The organism is Candidatus Brachybacter algidus, from assembly GCF_016707225.1.
GTDB lineage: Bacteria > Bacteroidota > Bacteroidia > Chitinophagales > Saprospiraceae > Parvibacillus > Parvibacillus algidus.
In genome coordinates this window covers 429362-446822 of record NZ_JADJID010000001.1, presented here as the reverse complement: position 1 = coordinate 446822, position 17461 = coordinate 429362, and the positions used below count along the sequence as shown (strand labels likewise).

The 17461-nt window shown below is 36.2% G+C and carries 13 protein-coding genes; 4 read left to right on the top strand and 9 right to left on the bottom strand.

Annotated elements, in window-relative coordinates; all coding sequences use genetic code 11:
* Positions 1–98: 98 nt before the first annotated feature.
* The 5 genes from IPI15_RS01830 to IPI15_RS01810 all read right to left on the bottom strand — a co-directional run bounded on the left by IPI15_RS01830 (position 99) and on the right by IPI15_RS01810 (position 4223).
* Positions 99–767: a hypothetical protein gene (locus IPI15_RS01830; RefSeq protein ID WP_287419000.1), complete on the bottom strand. Its 669-nt coding sequence runs from the start codon at positions 765–767 to the stop codon at positions 99–101.
* 117 nt (positions 768–884) lie between these two features.
* A complete protein-coding gene (locus tag IPI15_RS01825; RefSeq protein WP_287418999.1) occupies positions 885–1682 on the bottom strand; it encodes an outer membrane beta-barrel protein in 798 nt (265 codons plus the stop codon).
* 14 nt (positions 1683–1696) lie between these two features.
* A complete protein-coding gene (locus IPI15_RS01820) occupies positions 1697–2401 on the bottom strand; it encodes an SOS response-associated peptidase (RefSeq protein WP_287418998.1) in 705 nt (234 codons plus the stop codon).
* Between the two features lie 2 nt (positions 2402–2403).
* Positions 2404–3753 (bottom strand): tRNA (N(6)-L-threonylcarbamoyladenosine(37)-C(2))-methylthiotransferase MtaB, encoded by a 1350-nt coding sequence (gene mtaB, locus IPI15_RS01815; protein ID WP_287418996.1) that lies wholly within the window; start codon positions 3751–3753, stop codon positions 2404–2406.
* 179 nt (positions 3754–3932) lie between these two features.
* On the bottom strand, positions 3933–4223 hold the full coding sequence (locus IPI15_RS01810; RefSeq protein WP_287418994.1) for a hypothetical protein: 291 nt from the start codon (positions 4221–4223) through the stop codon (positions 3933–3935).
* Positions 4224–4503: 280 nt separating this feature from the next.
* Here IPI15_RS01810 and recA point away from each other — a divergent pair, with 280 nt between their 5' ends.
* Complete coding sequence (gene recA, locus IPI15_RS01805) at positions 4504–5535, top strand: recombinase RecA (protein ID WP_287418993.1); 1032 nt, start codon at positions 4504–4506, stop codon at positions 5533–5535.
* Positions 5536–5766: 231 nt separating this feature from the next.
* Here recA and IPI15_RS01800 read toward each other — a convergent pair whose 3' ends face one another.
* The 3 genes from IPI15_RS01800 to IPI15_RS01790 form a co-directional block, all read right to left on the bottom strand.
* Positions 5767–7473, bottom strand: a complete 1707-nt coding sequence (locus tag IPI15_RS01800) for a T9SS type A sorting domain-containing protein (RefSeq protein WP_287402847.1) — start codon at positions 7471–7473, stop codon at positions 5767–5769.
* A 10-nt stretch (positions 7474–7483) separates the two neighbouring features.
* Entirely contained in the window at positions 7484–7939 is a 456-nt protein-coding gene (locus IPI15_RS01795) for a YciI family protein (protein WP_287418992.1), read from the bottom strand.
* Positions 7940–8076: 137 nt separating this feature from the next.
* The gene (locus tag IPI15_RS01790; RefSeq protein WP_287418991.1) at positions 8077–9786 is read right to left on the bottom strand and encodes a PQQ-dependent sugar dehydrogenase; all 1710 of its coding nucleotides are present in this window, start codon (positions 9784–9786) and stop codon (positions 8077–8079) included.
* Positions 9787–10126: 340 nt separating this feature from the next.
* Here IPI15_RS01790 and IPI15_RS01785 point away from each other — a divergent pair, with 340 nt between their 5' ends.
* Positions 10127–12703, top strand: a complete 2577-nt coding sequence (locus IPI15_RS01785) for a phosphoenolpyruvate carboxylase (protein WP_287418990.1) — start codon at positions 10127–10129, stop codon at positions 12701–12703.
* A 6-nt stretch (positions 12704–12709) separates the two neighbouring features.
* On the opposite strand, the gene IPI15_RS01780 is transcribed toward IPI15_RS01785, so the two are convergent.
* Positions 12710–13252 carry a YdeI/OmpD-associated family protein gene (locus IPI15_RS01780; RefSeq protein WP_287418989.1) on the bottom strand — a complete coding sequence of 181 codons (543 nt, stop codon included), beginning with the start codon at positions 13250–13252 and terminating at the stop codon, positions 12710–12712.
* 748 nt (positions 13253–14000) lie between these two features.
* Here IPI15_RS01780 and IPI15_RS01775 point away from each other — a divergent pair.
* Positions 14001–14630 carry a hypothetical protein gene (locus tag IPI15_RS01775; RefSeq protein ID WP_287418988.1) on the top strand — a complete coding sequence of 210 codons (630 nt, stop codon included), beginning with the start codon at positions 14001–14003 and terminating at the stop codon, positions 14628–14630.
* Positions 14611–17379, top strand: coding sequence for an FG-GAP-like repeat-containing protein (locus IPI15_RS01770; RefSeq protein WP_287418986.1), 2769 nt, complete (start codon positions 14611–14613; stop codon positions 17377–17379). Before IPI15_RS01775 ends, IPI15_RS01770 begins: the two co-directional genes overlap by 20 nt.
* Positions 17380–17461: the final 82 nt, after the last annotated feature.

Genomic DNA, 17461 nt, shown 5'->3' with positions numbered 1-17461 from the left:
AAATTATAAATGATGTAACAAATCGAAGTTACAAACCATGAATTCGAATAAATTATAGCTGTTTATATCTCTGACTTCTGATTTCTGACATCTGAGTTCTAATTTCTTAAAAAATACGACCTCATCGCAATGATCTGCCCCAAAACTCCTACTATTAATCCTCCTATGATCTCCTGGTATGAATGAGCCTTGAGCGACAAACGACTTGTCGCGACCAGACCTCCAACTAATATAGCGATCGATGGCAAGTTCACAGGTCGACTACCTAAAGTATTGCCTAAAAGGGAAGTCATATCTGTATTGCCGCCTAACCCATACATCATTGAAAAACAAAATACTACAATACCGCCGATACCCGCCATATGCGCACTGATCTTAGAAAAATTATTCACGAAGAATACCAGAAATAATGAAATAATCGAACCTAATACAAAAGATTTGAATAATGTTGGAATCTCAGGGTTGCTCCGCGTAGTGATGTACATCCAAAGAAAAAATACTGCAGTTCCAATATAAGGGATGATCCTCTCTTTTGATGTGTTTAAGGAAATTGAATCAACAAAATCCAGTTTCTTCAACAAAAAGACCACCAATGCCGGAAAAAAAAAGGTCAACACAAATACCATGAGTACTAAAGGCATTTTCAAGCCAATATTCGGTACACCAAAGGCAAATGGGTTGACCTTCAGGTAAATAACCAATGCATAAGTGATCATCAGCAAAGGATGCGTGATCAATGAAAATAGTAATGCAAGTTTTTTACCCATGTGTTTTTGTAAAAGTGAGGAGGTGAGAAAGTGAGGAGGTGAGAAGTTGAGAAGTTGAGAGTTACAAACTCCAAACATCACACTTCAAACCCCAAACTTCAAACTTCAAACCTCAGTCTAGAATTTATAATTCAACCCAATCCTCAATCCACCATATACGTTCCTTGAAGCTTCATAGTCCTGACGTTTTCCATCTTTGTAACCGTCCAACTGCCATTCGTCAGAATTGATGTCAGTAATAGATCCACCACCTCTTAATTCGAAGGTAAGAAATAAACTTTCAGAAAGATAGCTTTGAATACCTATACCTAGAAAGCCCTGAATATCCATTGAATTGAAAAGGTCTTTGTCGTCAGCGGGCTCACCGTTTGTGGTCAGTTTTAATATTTCTGCTTGGTTGAACTGGTAAGCATTGCCTCCGCCAGCTATGTGATTAGCAAAATCAGATAATGTTACATCCTTACCATTCACCGTGTGACTTACCTCTGCACTTTGTAGCAAATTAAATTGTGGACCTAAAGTCACGAAAAATTTAGTTCCATTATTTGGATCTTTAGCTCCGCCGAAAACATGGGTATAAGCTAATGGTATGGCTATATAATTTAATTTGATTTCTTTCTCAAGTTGATCACCATTGCCATAACCGTCCTTATATTTTTGACCGCCTTGTTGAATACCTGCTCCTATTGAAAGTTGATTGCCACCATCAAGGTCATAACCTAGCGTTACTCCGAATGAAGGGTGAAATGTGACTCCATCATAGTCCATTTCTTTCTGTCCATAATTCATTTGATTTGCAACAATGGTCGCATTGCCGGAGGCATTTACACCAGCGAAAAAGCCACCTTGGGCCATGACACTTCCTGCGCTCAGCAAGGTGATACTAGAAAAGGTAAAAATCTTAATTAAATTCATAATATTTATTTTAGTTAATCAAATATGCTTTGTTGAATATAAATCGGTGAATCGTCCTGCTTAATGAGGTCCGCATCATTATTTTTTACCGAATTAATGCGCTCTGAGACCTTGTAATATTTCTTTTTTATTGTTCTTCCGGGATCTGAATAGTATTGTTTCCAATCCGGTTCAAAACTACCATCCAACCATGTCTTTTCTTCTTCCTTTGTCAGTATCAAAGGCATTCTATCATGGATGAAGGCTATGTCATCTGTAGCTTTTACAGTAACTATACTCAATTTTTTTACAAATTTTCCATTCCTATCCACTTCCTCTCTCACCAAACCTGCCACTGAAAATAGTTCTCCATCAGGCAATATAATGCGGTAAGGTATCTTCTGTTTATCATTGCGTATCCACTCATAATATCCGTCCAAAGGTATGATGCATCTGCCATGATCCAGACTCGGAATAAAAGTCTTTTTAAGATCGACTTCTTCCAATCTTGCATTGATCACAAGCTTAGTTGATTCTGCACCAAACGGCACATTCCAGCCCCACAGACCCATTTGTATATGCTTGTCATCATCCTGTCCGATAAAAGGTAGCGGATGAGTTGGAACAATGTTGAAAGACGGAATAGGATTGTATCGCTCGATGTCTTCTGTATAAAATGTTGCTCCGAATCGTTCTTCGATATCACTTTCATTTTTTGTCAAAGTAGCTCTACCACACATCTTTAAGCTATTACTTTTGTTGATGAAAGCATACCTTTAATATTTCCTTCTGTGTCAAAACCTTGCAGTTCAACAGAGACAACTTTATTAATCAAATTTGCCTCAAAAGGAATTTTTACTTTGACATAATTATCTGTATATCCAGTCAAATAGTCTTTATTACTTCCATGTTCGACAAGCATTGGTCTTGTATTACCTTGATGTTGCTTATAAAAACTCAATCTTTTTTCCTCAGAAAGTTCAGAAAGTATTTCATTTCTCTGTCTTCTGATGTGCACTGGCACAGGGCTTTCCATTTCCGCTGCCAGCGTATTCGCCCTTTCCGAATAGGTAAAAACATGTAAATAAGAAATGTCTAATCCCTTAAGAAAATCTACCGTTTCCTGAAAATCTTCTTCAGTCTCTCCAGGAAATCCTACGATTACATCGACACCAATACAGCAATGTGGCATCAGTGTTTTTATTTGTGTTACTCGATCAGCATATAATTCTCTTTTGTATCTGCGACGCATTCCTGAAAGAATTTTATTGCTTCCGGATTGCAATGGAATATGAAAATGTGGTACGAAACGATCACTTCCTGCGACAAATTCTATTATTTCATTCGTCAACAGATTTGGTTCTATGGAAGATATCCTGAATCTTTCTATATCTTTTACTTGATCTAAATGACGGATAAGGTCAATGAACAATTCATTCTTCTTAGGTTTATCGCCTTCAATCACTTCTGTTCCATTGCCATAGTCACCGAGGTTTATACCGGTTAACACGATCTCTTTGACACCTTGTGAGGCTATGTATTGAGCATTTTGAATGACTTGCATAGAAGTATCACTTCTGGAAGCGCCTCTAGCCATGGGAATGGTACAAAAAGTGCATTTGTAATCGCATCCATCCTGTACTTTGAGAAAGGAGCGTGTCCTGTCACCCATTGAGAATGAAGATACAAACTGATTCGCTTCGTGCACATCTCCTGCAGCTACCATACCCTTTGATGAAGCGTTGCCGATGCTTTCAACAAATTCTACGATTCTGAATTTTTCTGCGGCACCGAGTACCAAATCTACACCTTTGATATTGCTGATTTCCTCAGGTTTAAGTTGCGCATAACATCCAGTGACTACAACCTTGGCATTCGGGGATTTCTTCAATGCCTGACGCACAATGTTTCTACATTTCTTATCTGCTGATTCGGTGACACTGCATGTATTAATCACAAATACATCTGCACCGTTTTGAAATTCAGATACGGCATAACCATTATCTTCGAACAACCTCGAAATAGAGGAAGTCTCCGAATAGTTAAGTTTACAACCAAGGGTATAAAATGCGACACTTCGAGGTGTGGCCATATTTATAAGTTTTGAAAGGCCAAAGTTATAGAAAAATTATCTAAGATAAGGTTGGGTAAAGGCTATATGTTAAGAAAAGGGTTATTTAATTGAAGCTTGAAGATATAATCTCTGGAGTAACGTGAATTTATAAAAATGGTTAGGAAAGCAATATGATTGAATTCTGCATTTTGGTGGACTTAAGCAAAAATCAATGTCGCCAGAAGAAAAACAGCCAGAGAAGCTCCAATCAGAATTACTGCCATGTTATTTATACGCCATTTGAATACCCTATTAGCAATTAAAAAAACAACCAAATGTCCTGCATAGATAGCGCTTCCATAAATGAAGAAGACAAACCAATTGCCCCAACTTTGCATCCATCTGAAGGAGTAAAAACCTTCATCAACGAAAAATAGGGACAGTGTGATAATAAGCGTGGTAACTAAATACATTAAAAGCGGAATTCTGTCACTTCTCTCTTGTACCATGTATCGATTCAAACTTTTTTTAAAAAAACGTAAATCTAAGATAAAATATTTCAAACTATTGAAAAGCAATAAAACAAAGGGTTTTCAAAGGATTATCAAGCCAAAATTCACAATGACGAATAACTTGTCCAAAACATGACGAAAAAATAAACATAACACTTTGTAATAATTTATTGTTTATTATATATATTTGCTGTTTATTGCAGAAACATATGCTTCTGCAACACAATTATCATTCAAAAACTTTAATCATTTTTCAAAATTTAATAAAACAAATACAATGTCAACAGAGCAAGAATCTAAACTAAAAGCCCTCCAACTTACCCTGGACAAACTCGAAAAAACTTATGGTAAAGGCACTATCATGAAGCTAGGCGACAAGCCGGTGGTTGACATAGATGCTATTTCAACAGGTTCTCTTGGACTCGACATCGCACTAGGTACCGGCGGTTTTCCACAGGGACGTGTGATAGAGATCTACGGACCGGAATCTTCAGGTAAGACAACATTGGCAATTCATGCCATTGCCGAAAGTCAGAAAAGAGGCGGTATAGCAGCATTTATCGATGCGGAACATGCCTTTGATAAATCTTACGCAGAAAGACTTGGTGTAGATACTGCAAACCTTTTAATATCTCAGCCTGACAACGGGGAACAAGCTTTAGAAATAGCTGAAAACCTTATTAGATCAGGTGCTATCGACATCATCGTCATTGATTCAGTAGCTGCCTTAGTGCCAAGAAGTGAGATCGAAGGAGAAATGGGAGATTCTAAAATGGGCTTACAAGCTCGCTTAATGTCTCAGGCACTTAGAAAATTGACAGGAACTATCGGTAAAACAGGATGTTGCTGTATTTTCATCAATCAATTGAGAGAAAAAATTGGCGTCATGTTCGGTAATCCGGAAACTACTACCGGTGGTAATGCATTGAAATTCTATGCGACACAACGTATAGATATCCGTCGTTCAGGAAGTCCAATAAAAGATAAAGACGGCAATCTTCTAGGGAACCAGGTGAAAGTGAAAGTTGTGAAAAACAAACTTGCTCCACCTTTCAGAGTTGCTATGTTTGATATCATGTTTGGTGCAGGTATATCTAAATCAGGAGAGATCGTCGATCTTGGTGTTGAACTGGACATCATTCAGAAGTCAGGTAGCTGGTATGCATACGAAAGTACTAAAATCGCACAAGGACGTGATGCAGCTAAGCAATTTATCGAGGACAATATCGAACTTGCGAATGAGATCGAGAAAAAGATCAAAGAAAAAATTTCAGCTAAGGGCGGCTCAGGCGCTGTGGAAGCAGAATAAGAATAATTTTTCAATTATTATTTCCAAAAAAACGGAGCATGGGCAACTGTGCTTCGTTTTTTATTTGTAGTTTCATATCAAGATGTGCGAGGAATCTAAGTTTCATCCGAAATCAAGGCAAGAATCTAACTTTCATCCCAAGAGAAGTAGAGAATCTACCTCTCATACATAAACTGCTGGGTAAAACCTTTAAATTGTAATCATCAAACCTCAAACCTCAAACCTCAAACATCAACGAATTATCAACTTCCCACTATCTATCTTGTTCTCACTATTTACGACTTGATAGATGTAAATACCATTAATCAATCCTAATTCGAATTGATCCTTTTTTGAATTAATTGTTTTATCCAATACAATTTGACCGAACAGGTCCCTCACAATTAATCTTGAGTTAACTTCACTCGATTCTATAAGTAATTGACCATCACTTGGATTTGGATATACCTTTAAATCACTTTTCTTATCATTGTTAAGACCAAGAGAAATTCCGCACGATGGACTCGTCTGACCAGAAACCAGCATGCTTGCAAGACAATTCAGATAACATTCAAGATTAGTATAACCCTCAATATCAGTAATACTTATTGAAAGATTCAATCCATTATGATCTTGTACATTGGGATCTAAACCATGCATATTTTCCCAATAATCTGGCATACCATCATTATCACTATCAATGGGTGCTGCTGGAGGATTGCTATTTACTATAAAAGCATCATTGTAATAATCTGTGCCATCGATTGGTTTAGGGTCGATAACTCCTGAAACTAATGGAGCATTCAATCTTTTATCCATTTGATCTCTGGGAAAAGCTCCAACATTGTTCGCCATATAATTAACTAATTCACTGGCAGGTATATAATTTATGGATGGAAAAGAATGACGGGAAGAAAGTAAATTAGCTGAACCAAGATCAGTATTCGGATGATTATCTTGTTCATTAAAATCATTACAACAATAGAACAATTCATAATCACTCAATGATGGATATAAATTTAATTTATTTCCGGAAGCATAGATATTATTACCCCCAAATCGCAAAAGATCAATTGACATGAGCCCATTCGTAAAGGTATTTCGTGCAAAACCTTGATTATTAACCCAATTCAAATTAATAAAAAACGAATTATTTTCATTACCGGGATCTATACTGGAATTATACCAAATATTAATAGCAGGATCCCAAAGTAAATTATCAGATAATTCGAGATTTAACTTTCGGGCGCTGCAGTATGGGGATTCACAAGATAATTCAGGCATCCTACCCCCTATCCTATTCCATGTATTGTGGTGCAACGAAATATTATCCTGAGGTAATTCCTGGGTTGAATAATTCAATAACATTCCACCAAGATCATAATGTCCGCCAATGCTTTCAGCAAGGCTGCAATTTTGTATGGTTATATTGCTGGATTGAGAAATCTGCACATTTTCATCGATTGCATTCGCAAAGGAACAATGGTCTGCAATCGTATTATTAGCGCCATCTAGTCGCAAGGCATCATCCAGCACATAATTGGAACTGGGATATAAATTTACATCATGCGGTCTGGAGCGCATATGGCGAATAATGATATTGTCTCCTGTTCCTTCAGGTTCATATACTTCATCAATAATCATACCTCTCACCGTTATTCCTCCAGGCGAAGTCTGCCCCGCTATTGTAACATCTCCAAAAAGCACTTCAGCAGCTGCAGGTATTACACCACTTACCTTAAATAGTATGTATCGAGGCCCGGCCATTTGTAAAGCCGCATTTAACGACCCTGCACCACTTGCATTCAAATTGGTAACATAAATAACCTGGCCGCCACGACCGCCGGAAGCTTGAGCCCCAAAACCTTCTGCGCCGGGAAAAGATGGTATTGATTGTGCATTTACACGGTCGAGAAGAAGTACATAAAAACAAACAAAAATGAATTTTATAATTTCCATTTTTATTTAATTAATTTTTATTTTTCTTAAGTTTATCAGCGAATTGGAGATACATTGGCAAGGCCGCAGAACCATACCAAAGAAACATTTCCGGCTTAAGTAGTTCAGCTTTGATGGCAGGATCAGTTTCTAACAATACCTTAGCCTCTTCCAAGCTATTTACATCCAAGATAAATAACCCTCTAAAATCTTCTTCATTTTTCTCAAAAGGACCAGCCACAATAAGTTTATTTTCCTTTACAAGAACACCCATATTTTTCATGTGACCGGTAAAGGCTGTATTTATAAATTCCTTATCCGTAGTTTTATTGGATCCAGTTTTAAGAAGAACAAAAACATACATTTTCATTCCACGTTCATCTCCGTTTAGTTTTTTGACGAGTGTAGAGTCATAATCAGGATTAGTGATTTGTGCTTGAGTTTCAATTGAAAAAACTAAGAGCGTAATAAATATTAAAATCTTCATTGAAATGTTTTTAGATAGATTAAAGTTAAAATTAAATTTATTAAAAGCATTTAATTTAATAACCTTTAAGGAATATTAAGAAAATAAAAAAGCCCGAAGACAAATAAGTTTTCGGGCTCCTTATGAAATTAGCTTTTTTATTGAACAATAATTTTTTCAACAACTAGATCATCACGTCCAGAGACTCTAACAAAATAAATACCTTTGGCAAGGTTGTCAAGTGGAATAGTAAATAAATTTGATCGACCTGTAATATCCATTCTCATTAATGTCACTCCATTAATATCTACAATATCTAAATATGAGTAAGAACTTCCTGGTGAAATATTCACATTTATTTCACCTCTATTTACAATACTTGGAGCAATTATTACATTACTTACATTATTCATTTTTATCCTCACAACAGATGAATAGGAAATGTCTGCATTGTCATTTTCAACTATCTTCAACCGGTAAAATATATCCCCATTCATTTTCAATTCGTGTAAATAACCATAATTACCTCCTTTTTCACCTTTATTAGCAGTTATGTTTGAAAGATAATTAAAACTACTTCCATCATAACTGTATTCAATTTCGAATTCTTTGACATTTTTTTCTGCTGAAGTTGCCCAATTCAATTGCACACCTTTTGTATTTCTTTCTCCGGTAAAAGAAATCAAATTAAGAGGCAGAAAAGATGTTGCCATTAACCTCATTACAGAATTATTTGTGTTGGATACCACATATACTTCTCCATCTTCTGTCTCACCAAAATTAACAATCCCCGTTGGCGCTAAGTTTTGCGTAAATGTGTTAAACCCACCGACACCATTAGATTTTAATTTGTAAAAAATACCTGAATAAAAATCAGCAGCTACATACCAGCCCTTCAAAAGAGGATAATCAGTCCCTCGATATACTACCCCTCCGGTGATACTTTTTGGACTTACTGTAGGATATGTAAAAACTGGAAATGTATAATTAGACATGGGTAAACATCCTGTTAAACTATAAGGGACATTCCCTTCATAACACTTCCATCCATAATTTACTCCAAGTGTATTAGCTGCCGCCCTATAATTAATTTCTTCATGAGAATTTTGACCTACGTCACCAATCCACATATCATGCGTCAACCTATCAAAACTCCATCTATAAGGATTTCTGAGTCCAAGTGCAAAAATCTCGTTACTATATGGATTGCCAGGAGGAATTGTATAAAATGGTGGTGTAAGTGAGGTATTTACATTAAATCGTAACATTTTCCCTAAGAGCACGCTTGTATTTTGGGAATTATTATTTGGATCTCCACCTCCACCGCCATCTCCGGTTGAAAGATATAAGTATCCGTCTTGCCCAAAATGCAACTGGCCTCCATTATGATTGCTTGCATACTGATGAGGAATTGTAATGAGTACCACTTTTGAAGCCGCATCAGCAATATTTGCATCTCCGCTTACATGATACCTGGCGATCTCCAGATCACCAACGGATCCAATAGTATTATTCGTGTAATAAACATAGAAAAAACCATTGGTTTCATAATCCGGGTGAAAAGCCATACTCAACAAACCTCTTTCACCATCAGTACTTACATTTGTTACCGTAAGAAAAGTACCTTGCAAGACAAAAGAACTATTATAGACGAGGACAGTGCCACCTTTTTGAACAATAAAAATCCTATTTGTTCTATCCCCTGCATTTACTAATTGCATTGGCTGACTTAAACCACTAGGTATCACTGAAGCAGAAAGTGAGAGTACAGGCTGGGCTAAAAGGGCTTGAGAAATTAAAACTAATTGAAAAAGCAATATCAATGTTGACAGATGGGTAAAGTTTAATCGGTAGTAATTTTTTCTCATGTTAAGATATTTATAATAAATAATTGATGTTTAGCTCATCAAATTTCTTTTAAAATTTGAATTAAGTCTCGTATTGAATGGATGAATAATTATGGAATAAAACCTCTAACCATTCATTCTTAATGATGGTTTGGTATTAAAAATATAAAATTGAAGGATTTGTCACAATTTTGCGGGGATGCAAATCACTTAAACCAGATATTTCGATCTAAAGTTCCTTCGTATAGAAGTAAAAAAAGAAAGACATTTTTTATAACTAACTGATTTTTATTTAAGTAATCAATCTTAATTATATCAATTAAAAGCTAACTTTGAACTTAATGTAATTAAAACACTAAGGATGTCTACATTTTCTCCAAAATCATTAGAACATTTCCACAACGAAATAGCAATCAAATTTCAACTATATAACAGTCTATTTCTTTCCCTACCATTCAGTAAAATTGAAAAGACAGGATTGTTATTATCTGTGTTGCAAAATTATTGTGAAGAAGGATATGCTCAAGGTCAAAACGCTGAAGAAATCATTAATTCCTTCGTTCAGAACCAAACAAATTTTGATTCTGAACAAAAAACACTTGACCTGTTGTTCAGATTTATTCAATACATAGAAAGACAGATCGTATTATTTGATGCATTGGAGGATGCGGCATATGACAGAATTAATGACATCAGTGGGCCAGGTACTTTAAAGCATTTACAAAACAAACTCAGTGATCATCAATACACAGCTTCCGAAAAAAAGACTCTTGAAAACTTCAGTGTCAGACTTGTTATGACCGCTCATCCGACGCAGTTCTATCCGGGCTCTGTCTTGGGAATAATAGGAGATCTATCTAAGGCCCTTCAACACAATCAAACTGACCAAATAAATATTCTTTTACAACAGTTGGGCAAAACACCTTTTCTGAACAAAAAGAAACCTAGTCCATATGAAGAAGCTGTCAGTCTGATCTGGTTTCTTGAAAATGTCTTTTATCACACTATCGGTAGCATTGCAAACGAATTTAAATCTACTATGCCTTTCATGGATCCTGCAGATCATCCCATTATAAAAATGGGTTTCTGGCCTGGTGGTGATCGGGATGGTAATCCATTTGTTAGGGCAGAAACAACTTACAAAGTGGCAAATTCTCTTAATATAGCAATTCTCAAATGTTACTACAGGGATGTGAGAAAGCTCAAACGAAGACTCACCTTTAAAAATATTGATACCATTATCGCCAAACTTGAATCAGACCTTTATGAGCAGGCATTTTTAAGGACGATCAATACCATCAGGACTATGAATGATATCATAGGTCCATTAAAATTGATTCGTGAAATATTATTTACTGAAAATAATGGTCTCTTCATAGAAAATGTGGACGAATTGATTGACAAGGTGCATTGTTTCGGAATGCATTTTGCTTTTATCGATGTAAGGCAGGAGAATGAGGTGCATACTAGCTTATTAAGTACCATTATGGAGTATAATGGTTTTAGTAATGCATCCTATGAAGAAATGCCTGAAATTCAAAAAATCAATTTCATCCTCGATCAAAAACTTGATGCTACACCTGATCAATTCGAGGATGAAATATTTAGCGATACGCTTCTTACAATGCAAACAATTCGCAAGATACAGGAAGATTTTGGTGAGGAAGCCTGTAACCGGTATATCATAAGTCAATGCACGAGTGCGCTTAATGTTATCGAAGTGCTCGCTTTGTTTAAGATCTCTGGTTGGAATATTAATGAAGTAAATATGGACATTGTGCCTTTATTTGAGACAATAGATGATCTTGTTAAAGCACCAATAGTCATGAAAAGTCTATACGAATTGCCATCTTACAAATCTCATTTAAAACGAAGAAAAAACCGACAGACTATTATGCTGGGTTTTTCTGATGGGACGAAAGATGGTGGATACCTAATGGCTAATTGGATGATTTATAAAGCCAAAGAAGAATTAAGCAAAATGTCAAAGGAATATGGCATTGATGTTATGTTTTTCGATGGACGCGGCGGACCTCCTGCCAGAGGTGGTGGTAAGACTCACAAGTTCTATGCATCTATGAACAAGGAAATCTCCAGTAAAGAAATTCAATTGACGATCCAGGGCCAGACCATCAGTACAAATTTTGGTATCAAAGAGTCGGCACGGTTTAATATTGAACAGTTGATAAATGCGGGGGTGACCAACAATATTTTTCAGGATGAATCTAACAATTTTACGAAGGAGGAAGAGTCATTAATATTATCAATGGCAGAGATCAGCCTGAAAACATATTTGGCCCTAAAAAATGATTCAAACTTTGTAGACTATATGTCTGAAGTAAGCCCATTGAAGTATTTTGGGATGGCTAATATCGGCAGCAGACCGGCAAAGCGAGGTAAGGTGGAAAAATTAACTATTAAAGACCTTCGAGCTATACCGTTTGTCGCATCCTGGAATATGATAAAACAAAATGTTCCGGGATTCTATGGCTTAGGCACAGCAATAAATTCGATCATTGAAAAAGGACAATTTGAACAATTGAAGGCGATCTACAAAAAGTCATTGTTCTTCAGAACGCTTATGGACAATAGTGAAATGTCATTGATAAAAACATTTATGCCGCTAACTTCAGAGATTTCCGAGCATCCTGTATTTGGAGATATTTGGCAAAGAATCAATGCTGAATATAAATTAACCTCCACAAATTTGTTACTACTAGGGAATCACACAACACTTATGGAAGAATATCCAGTCGATAAACTTTCCATACAAATGAGGGAGAAAATCATGATCCCACTCGCTACTATTCAACAATATGGTCTTAGCAAGTTGAGAGAAATGGATAATAGTGGAGAGGAAGAATTAAGCAACTCTTATCAGAAAATGATAATTAGGTGCGCATTTGGGATCATCAATGGAGGAAGGAATTCAGCATAGAGATCTCTACAAGATTCTTTTGCTATTCAAGCTAGCCTCTATTAATTTTTCAAGACGGGAAATACGCGTTTTCTCTTGCTTAGCTGTCATTATAAGATGAATTGCTATTTTCCTGTAAGATGGAGCCTGAGCATGAAAGAAATCCCAGGCAATAGAATTGTTTTTGAATATTTTTTCAAATTCGAGTGAAAATTCCCGCCCTTCATTAACGTCTTTGCTTTTATCCCGGTGATTGAAACTATCCATCCCTGAAGGTTGCATCAGACCAGCCTTGGTCAGAACTTCAATCTTTTTGATATTGATGGCACTCCAGATACTATTAGATTTTCTAGGTGTAAAACGATTGGTATAACTTTCATGGTCAATAGATCTTCTGATGCCATCTATCCAACCAAAACACAAAGCCTGATCAACGGACTCTGACCACGTCATAGTTGGCTTTCTGGCCGATAATTTATAGTAACCAACTTGAATCTCAGTTTCCTTTTGATGATTTTCTTCAAGCCATTTTCGGAATAAAGATGGATCAGAAAAAAATATTGGAGTCATATTGAACTGCGATTTTATATTTCCAAATGTAATAATTAGAAGTTTTATATTGGTAATAATTTCACATTTGTAAATAAATAATTAAAGTTTCGGAGTCGCTTTTTAAATTGAAATCTATAATTTAAATATATAATGATCCTTATATAGAATTGGTTAAAAAACTGTATATCATATAGTTAGTTTAGTTTATTGAATTTCTTTAAATAATTTCATTTGCCGGACTCTATCATCAAAGTATTATTTTGACCGGACGCCGCTAAAGCTTTGTCGGGCAAGCTTCTAATTTCTTTCATATAACTAAAACTAAATTTTTAACTTTCAAGTATTTGGCATAAGTTGTTTTGATTTAAACTTTATACTCTCATTTGAGCATTCGCCCAAAAAAGAATTATTAGCCACTAATTGCACAAATGATGCTTTGCATCTAACACGAATTTATTCGTGAAAATTAGTGAAATTATCTGCGATGCTGCTTCGTGGTAGTGGCTAAAATATATGGAGTTTTAATCTATTATAAAAATTAGTTTCATCTCCATTCCATCTACATCAAGTTATCTATTTTGATTTTGGAAGCAAAGAAGTCCAGGTTAACTAATTTCTGAATTTGATTGAGTAATTGCAAAACTTTTAGAGTTTATTTTTAACGCGGAAACTGCAGTAAGTAAAATTTTATGATCACAATCCGGAATAATAAAGTAGTTTTGTCTAAGATCACCAAATCAACTGACTCATCATAAAATCAAAATAGATGCTTGTCACCCTAATTTTATGTATTTTATTATTCATAGGTCTCGGCTTTAATTTTTATAACAAACAAAGGCGAAACAAATCCATAGGAGGCGCCATCTCTAAGGCTAAAACAATTTGGCTATTTTTTGCGCTATTTCAATATTATTTCTTTTCTGCATTCGTTCTTTTACTTTGCTTTGGAACACTCCTCACGCCTGTATTGGTTGCAGCATGTGGCTTTTTTTTACTTAGGTTCATCCTTCAATTTGTAATCATGTACTTTTTCAAAAAATGGCGACCACCGATGGGCATTGCTATGAATATCGTTTCATTTCTAGTGATAATTTCGATGCTATTTCACTTTATGTCGGGTAATATTTTTGAATGGATTGTATGGGATAGAGTCGCATTCTTATACACAGTCCTTATCCTATGCATTTTGGCGACAGACTCTGTCTATGCGTGGATGTTTTACAAGATCGTTGGATTGCGGACTATGGGTGAGAATGGTATTTGGTTTGCCTCTGACGATGATCCGGCCTTTAGAAAAATTAACTGGATAACAAGTAGACTGAATATCTTCTTTTTTATTTTCTTTGGATTAATTTTATATTTAATTTTCACCAATTATGGAAGTTATGTTTACTAAAAACCTCATAGGATCATTCCGGCCCCCACCATTGTCAGACATGCGTTGGAGAATTTTTATGCTGCTATTTTTCTATCTCATTCTCGGCATGACAATGCTGGGCTTCAGTAGAAAGCCACTTCATATTTTATTACTGATAGGCGGAGGAGCACTGCTTGATCTTGTGTTGAATCTTCTTATCAGGAAGCAAAAGATATTTCCACTTTCAGCGATGATATCATGCTGCTCCATGGCCATTATTTTAAACTGGTCATTTGACATTTACAATCTTTTTTTACCACTTTTCGTATGCATCACTTCCAAATATATATTTACTCTTCGCGGCAAACACTTTTTCAATCCGTCCTTGTTTGCCATAGTTTTCTGTATTGTCTTAGGCAATGAATACATCACTCTTTCACCAAGTTATCAGTGGTATGGCAGTGCCCAAAGCGCCTGGTTCATGCTTTATTTCATGATGACAGGAGCATTTCTACTTTTTGTTTTTAAGATTAATAGAGGTTGGCTAATAATTTCTTTCCTAACAGTTTTTTTGTTGCAAACCGCCGTGCGTGCTTATATCATGCAACACATCATTCCTTTTGAAACCTTATTCGTAGGTGCTTTGACTTCTCCTGCTTTTTATCTGTTCACTTTTTTTATGATCACAGACCCGGCTACAAGTCCTCCAACCAAATCTCAACAAATCATCGTAGGCACTTCCATTGCCTTACTTGACTTTCTTTTTCATATGAAGTTTAGCTTATACACCTTCTTCTTCGCGGGCATGACCGTGGCGACAGTCAGGTTCATATATTTTCATTCTAAGATTTATTATGAACAATGGAAAAACGGTGCATTTGAAATTATACAACCAAATTTAAAAAAATATTTGATCCTTTTCCTCTTTGCAATTCCAGTATTTTGGAGTTTCAGGCATAACAATCACAGTGCCTTATCATCACAAGAACTTGATATGCGTTTGGTCCCGGTTTCTGAGCAGCACAGTGGGTTGACTGGGATAAATGGGCAGGTGCTTGAAGCTACTGATCCGGCCATCCAGCATATTGCTAAGTGGATATTATCTGTTGGAGATGCGGCTGCAGTTGCCGATGTCAATATGGATGGGCTGCCTGATCTCTTTATGACTCAGCCTCTTAAATCAATCGATAGCAGGGGCAAATTATATTTAAACAAAGGTGATTTGGCTTTCGAAAAAGTCGTCATACCTGATCTGGAACGATACCTGACTGATTTCAAAGCACATGGTGTTCCCGGATTCGCATATTTTCTGGATTATGATAATGATGGCGACAAAGATCTTTTTATAGGATTCGGATTTGGCAAGTCACATTTGTTCGAAAACAGGATCATTCCTGACAAAAAACTATCTTTCAAGGAGGTTATTGTGCCATTTCTAAAGGAACAAAACACAATCTGCCTGGCAGCCAACAGCTTTGATTACAATAATGATGGCCGTCTCGACATGATCCTGACGAATACCCTGCATCAATATCTACCTGAATATAAGGACAGAAAGCAACCGCTTAATATTTTCAACTTGCCAGATCCCGAATTTGACGGAGATCGTCGCATGTTTCATTTCATGCATGAGAGTTGGCACAATGCCAATAATGGAGGAAAAAATTATTTGCTGCTAAATACGGCTGATTCCTCTGCTTTTAAAGTCGTGGATGAATCGATCTCCGGTCTTAAGGAGACACGATGGAGCCTTGCAGTAGCAACATTAGATATGAATAACGATGGTTATACGGATATTTTCATAGCAAATGATTTTGGAAAAGACGATTGGTATCTCAATGAACATGGAAAATCTTTGGTTCGACAACAAGGCACTTTTTTTGGTGATATTGGATTGGATACCTATAAAGGCATGAATGCTTCGGCGGGAGATTTGGATGGCAATGGCAAAGAAGATATTTACATCAGCAATGTCCATCATGAAATGCAGGCAGAAGGGAGTTTGTTGTGGATGAATGAAACAGGTGATGGTGCTAAAGTTGTTGACTTTAAAGAACGAGCCCAAAGATATAATCTTTTGAATACCAATCGTTTTGGCTGGGGTGCAGCCATGGGCGATTTGGATTTAAATGGATGGACGGACGTAGTTCAGGCCAACGGAATGGTCGATGATATTTGGGACAAAAAATGGGACAAAGCACAGAATTTCTGGTATTATCAAGCTCAAATCGCAAGAACAGGACCTGAGATCCACAGTTATGCAGACAAATGGGCTGACATCAGAGGCTGTTATATTTACGCCAATGAGCCTGACCGTATTTCTCTTAATATTGGAGGTAAAAATTTCGTGGACGCAGCTGAAGCTTTACATTTTGATCACAAAGCCAACACAAGGGGTGTGATATTGGCGGATTTTGACAATGATGGAGATCTGGATATTCTCATGACAAATCAATTTGGCGCTCCATTTTTCTATAAAAATGAAGTTAAAAATAAATCCTGGATCGGTGTCAAACTCAATGGCAATGGAGTTAGTACGAATAAAGATGCTGTAGGAACAAAGGTTTGGTTAACTTATATGGCAAACGGGAAGAAAGTGACCCAATACAAAGAGGTTAGACTAGTAAATGGATTTTCTGCAATGGGTGATACCAGATTATTGTTTGGAATGGGAGATGGAAAGAACAAATTAAGTGATGTCGTTTTAAAGATCAGATGGCACAATGGGAAAGAAGAAGTAATTACTATTCCTAAATTAGAAAAGTATTTAGAGATCAACCAAAGATAAATTATGAATTACTCTAAAGATATTTTCAGTTTAGGTGCAATTTTGATAATTCTTTTATTAAGAGTGTGGTTTTTTATTAACT